Source organism: Nocardia sp. NPDC003345 (assembly GCF_053589395.1).
Genome location: NZ_JBSFRU010000457.1, coordinates 1 through 3793, shown reverse-complemented (window position 1 = coordinate 3793; position 3793 = coordinate 1). Strand labels below are relative to the sequence as shown.

General features: G+C 67.5%; 5 protein-coding genes. 3 read left to right on the top strand and 2 right to left on the bottom strand.

Going from position 1 to position 3793, the window contains the following annotated elements:
• Positions 1 to 1090 (bottom strand): aconitase family protein (locus ACWDU1_RS30520; RefSeq protein WP_450003775.1); only part of this gene is annotated, 1090 nt, incomplete at its 3' end.
• Positions 1091 to 1107: 17 nt separating this feature from the next.
• Positions 1108 to 1956, bottom strand: a complete 849-nt coding sequence (locus ACWDU1_RS30515) for an isocitrate lyase/PEP mutase family protein (RefSeq protein WP_450003773.1) — start codon at positions 1954 to 1956, stop codon at positions 1108 to 1110.
• 201 nt (positions 1957 to 2157) lie between these two features.
• Between ACWDU1_RS30515 and ACWDU1_RS30510 the strand changes: the two genes are divergently transcribed.
• From ACWDU1_RS30510 to ACWDU1_RS30500, 3 genes are all read left to right on the top strand, one after another.
• Positions 2158 to 2970 (top strand): IclR family transcriptional regulator, encoded by an 813-nt coding sequence (locus ACWDU1_RS30510; RefSeq protein WP_450003771.1) that lies wholly within the window; start codon positions 2158 to 2160, stop codon positions 2968 to 2970.
• Positions 2971 to 2982: 12 nt separating this feature from the next.
• Entirely contained in the window at positions 2983 to 3135 is a 153-nt protein-coding gene (locus ACWDU1_RS30505; protein ID WP_450003769.1) for a hypothetical protein, read from the top strand.
• A gap of 239 nt (positions 3136 to 3374) precedes the next feature.
• On the top strand, positions 3375 to 3620 hold the full coding sequence (locus ACWDU1_RS30500; protein ID WP_450003767.1) for a hypothetical protein: 246 nt from the start codon (positions 3375 to 3377) through the stop codon (positions 3618 to 3620).
• Positions 3621 to 3793: the final 173 nt, after the last annotated feature.

Here is a 3793-nt window from a genome sequence, read left to right as displayed (position 1 = left end):
GGTAGCCGAAGCAGAAATCGCAGCTCGATATATTGATATGCGCACCTGCCGCGCGGAGGACGTCGAGGATTCCTTCTTGCTCGGCCTGCTCGTACACCTTCTGTGAGGTGGGGACGACATTGAGTTCGACGCCGGGGGCGACCTGGCGGCCGTCGAGGACCAGGGCGGCGGCGCGGAGGTCTTCGATGCGGCCGCTGGCGCAGGAGCCGATGAAGGCTTTGGTGATGGGGGTGCCGGCGAGTTCCTGGGCGGTTTTGGTGTTGACGGCGCGGGCCGAGCCGGGGAGGACGACCCGGGGTGTCAGGGTCGACAGGTCGATGGTGTGGCGGGCGGCGTAGGTGGCGTCGGGGTCGGGATAGACCGGGTCGAAGCTGCGGCGGGCGACCTCGTTCGCGTAGGCCAGCGACATCTCGTCGGGTTCGAAGACAGCGGAGACCGCACCGGTGAACATGGCCATTCCGCACAGGCCCTGGCGGTGGTCGATCGCCATCGAGCGGGCGCCGGGGCCGCCGAACTCCATCACCTGATGGGCGCAACCGTCGGCGCCGACCATGTCGATGATCGTGTGCACGAGGTCGCGGCTGTCGACGCCGGGCGGGAACTCGCCGACCAGGTCGAAACGGGTGGTGGCGGGGATATCGACGAAGACGCGGCCGGTGACCCAGGCTTCGATGAGGTCGCGCCGGATGCCCCAGCCGAGGGCGCCGAAGGCGCCGATACCGCTGATATGGCCGTCGAAGTGGACGAGGAATTCGCCGGGGATGGCGAGGCCGAGTTCGGCGGTGAGCTGGTGGCCGATACCGCGGCCCTCGTGCAGCTCGATGCCGTAGAAGTCGCACCAGTCGCGGGTGACCTGGTGGACCTCGGTCTCCTTCTCGTTGCGCTTGGTGAGCATGTGGTCGATGAAGACGATGTAGCGGCTGGGGTCCGCGAGCTCGGTGATGCCGAAGTCGTTGCGCATCTGGCGGAACATGACGTCGGTGTAGCCGGGGAAGTCGTAGGCGATCATGCGCGCGGGGGCGACGGCATGGTTCTCGCCGGCGCGGACCGTGTCCTGATCCGAGGCGCGGCCCAGGATCTTCTCCGTCATCGTGTAGCCCACGGGGGTCACTGCTCCTTCGCGGGTAGGTACTTGTTCTGCATGGCCTCGACCTCGGGGAAGCCGATCAGGTCCACGAACTCGTGGTGCTGGAGGGCGTCGGCGCTCACCTGGGCGGGGGGTTCGCCCGCGGCCAGGCGTTTCAGGGTCGCGCGGGCGGCTCCGGCGGCCGCCATCAGCACCTGGGTGGGGAGCAGGGCCAGCCGGACGCCGATCTGCTCGAGGATCTCGGGGGTGAAATCGCGTTCGGTCCAGGTGGAGGCGGTGAGGGTGGCCATCAGCGGGACGCCGACCTCTTCGTGGCAGCGCTGCCATTCCTCGACGGTCTGGAAGGTCTTGGTGACCGGCATGATCATGTCGGCGCCGGCCTCGACGTAGGCCCGGGCGCGGCGGATGGCGTCGTCGCCGCGGGCGTCGGTGCGGGCGATGAGGAGCACGTCGTCGGGGATGGAGTCGCGGACGGCGCGGATCTTGCCGGTGGCCTCTTCGACGGTGATCAGGTCCACGGGGTCGCCCACGCAGATGGGGCAGGACTTGGGAGAAACCTGGTCTTCCATGAACATTCCACCGACGCCCGCGTCCACGAACTTGGTGGCGGTGCGGGCGGCGTTGACGGCATTTCCATAGCCGGTGTCTATATCGGCGACCAAGGGCAGCTTCGAGGATTCGCGGATGGTGCGGACCGCCTGGAGGTTCTCGGTCTGGGTGTAGAGCTCGGCGTCGGGCAGGCCCAGGGCGGCCGAGACGGCGAAGCCCGAGGCGCACAGGGCGCTGAAACCGGCCTGTTCGGCGAGGCGGGCGGTCAATCCGTCCCATACGCCGGGGGCGTAGACGAGTCCGTTCGACGTGAGGTCCATCAGGGTCGGGTTGCGCACCTGTTCACTCTCCGTTTCGCAATGCGGAATGCGTTTCAAAATTCGTTACGGGGACGGTAAGGTGGTCGGGGTCACAAAGTCAACCCCGATCGGTCGAGGAGTTCGTAAGGTGGCTGCATCGATCGCGCGAACCGAGGAAGTGAGTGGATATCAGTGGCGGTGCCGACCGAGCCGAAGGCGAGCATGTCCGCAGGGTCGAAGGCGAATATGACCGCCGAGCCGGAATCGCCGGGGAACCGCGATGTGGTGGGGGCGGTGCTCAAGGCCTGCACGCTGCTCGGGCATTTCAGCGCCGACCGGCCCACCTGGACGCTGAACGATCTCACCACCGCGAGCGGGATGAACAAGACCACGGTGTTCCGCCTGATGGCCACCCTGATCCAGGCGGGATGGGTGGATCGCACCGAAGAGGGTGCCTACCGGGTGGCGATGCCGGTCTTCGAGATCGGGTCCGCGGCGCTGTCGAAACTCGATATCCGTTCCGCGGCGCAGCCGTTCATGAAGGAACTGGCGACCACTTTCGGTAACACGGCCTACCTGATGGTGCCCGCGGAACAGGGCGCGGTCTGTATCGATCTGCTCGAGGGGCGCAACTCGCTGGTGGTCGCGGGCATCAATATCGGGTCGGTGATGCCGTATCACGCCGCGGCGGGCCCGACGGTGATGCTCGCGCATTCGAAAGCGTTGCGGGACAGGTGGATAACACCTGATCTGCCCGCGATCACCGACCGGACCATCACCGATGTGGAGCGGCTGGCCGAACATCTCGACGAGATCGTGGCGGCCGGGTACTCGCTGAGCTATGGCGACTATCTGTCCGGGGTCGCTGCGGTGGCGGCACCGATCCTGGGGCGCGACGGGTCGGTGGTGGCGTCGATCAGCGTCGGCGGCCGGGTCGAGGAGTTCGAAGGCGCGGCGCTCGCCGCGAAGATCGAGAAGGTATGTGAGGCGGGGACGCGGATCACGCGGATCGTGCAGGCGCTACCTCGCGGCTGAGAAGCGCGGTCTGTGCTCGGCAGCGCCCCGGCCGTTCCGAGCCACGGGGTCGCGACCACCGGCGCAGCGCACCTGTCCGGGCGCTACGAGGAATGCCTGCGCGATCTCACCGGCATCCTCGGCCTGGATTCCGGTTCCGCAACGCGACGCCGGCTGGCCCGGTGATGTGACACCGGAGGCCGAGACCGGATAAATGATCATGGCGGCGGGGGTAGGGCGTAGGGTTGAGGTATCCGCGTTGCGGGTGGCGTGACGATATCGGTTCACGCGATCGCCCGCTGCGCCCAGCAGCGATCCGTGAGGGTCGGGTCAGGACGTCGCCGTGACGCCACCGAACATCTGCCTCGACTGCCGGGCCGACGCGGAGGGCTTCGCCGGAAGGCCGCCGGTACCTCGCGAGCGCGGTGCGCGCCGAGGTGCCGGGTGCCGCCGACCGGAAATCGAACCCCGCCCCTGATCCGGAAGCGTTTCCGGACCTCATTCGAAAGAGAGAACCGCCTGTGTACGACAGTGGAACGGAATTATTCAGCCACCTCGAGACCTCCGAGGGCAGCCCCGCGCCGGAAGCCGGGACCGATCACCGGCCGGTGTTCATGAACGCCGCCACCGGCGACCGTGACGCGGACCGGGGCGAAGACCTCGGCCGTTGACAGCGCCCGGGAGTGCCGGTGGTCCATCGGATGCGTCCTGTGCGCGACTCCACCGTGACGGAGCCGCGTAGCGCGGGTACGCCCGTGGTGGCGGGCCCGCGGGCCAGAGCGGAAGAGCACACTGCAGAAATCCATTCACACCAGCTAAGAACTCGTATGACCACTAGTGATTT

Excerpts from the sequence above, each read along its gene's own strand:
- ACWDU1_RS30510 (WP_450003771.1), top strand. The coding sequence starts at position 2,158 with ATGTCCGCAGGGTCGAAGGCGAATATGACCGCCGAGCCGGAATCGCCG.
- ACWDU1_RS30515 (WP_450003773.1), bottom strand. The coding sequence starts at position 1,956 with ATGGACCTCACGTCGAACGGACTCGTCTACGCCCCCGGCGTATGGGAC.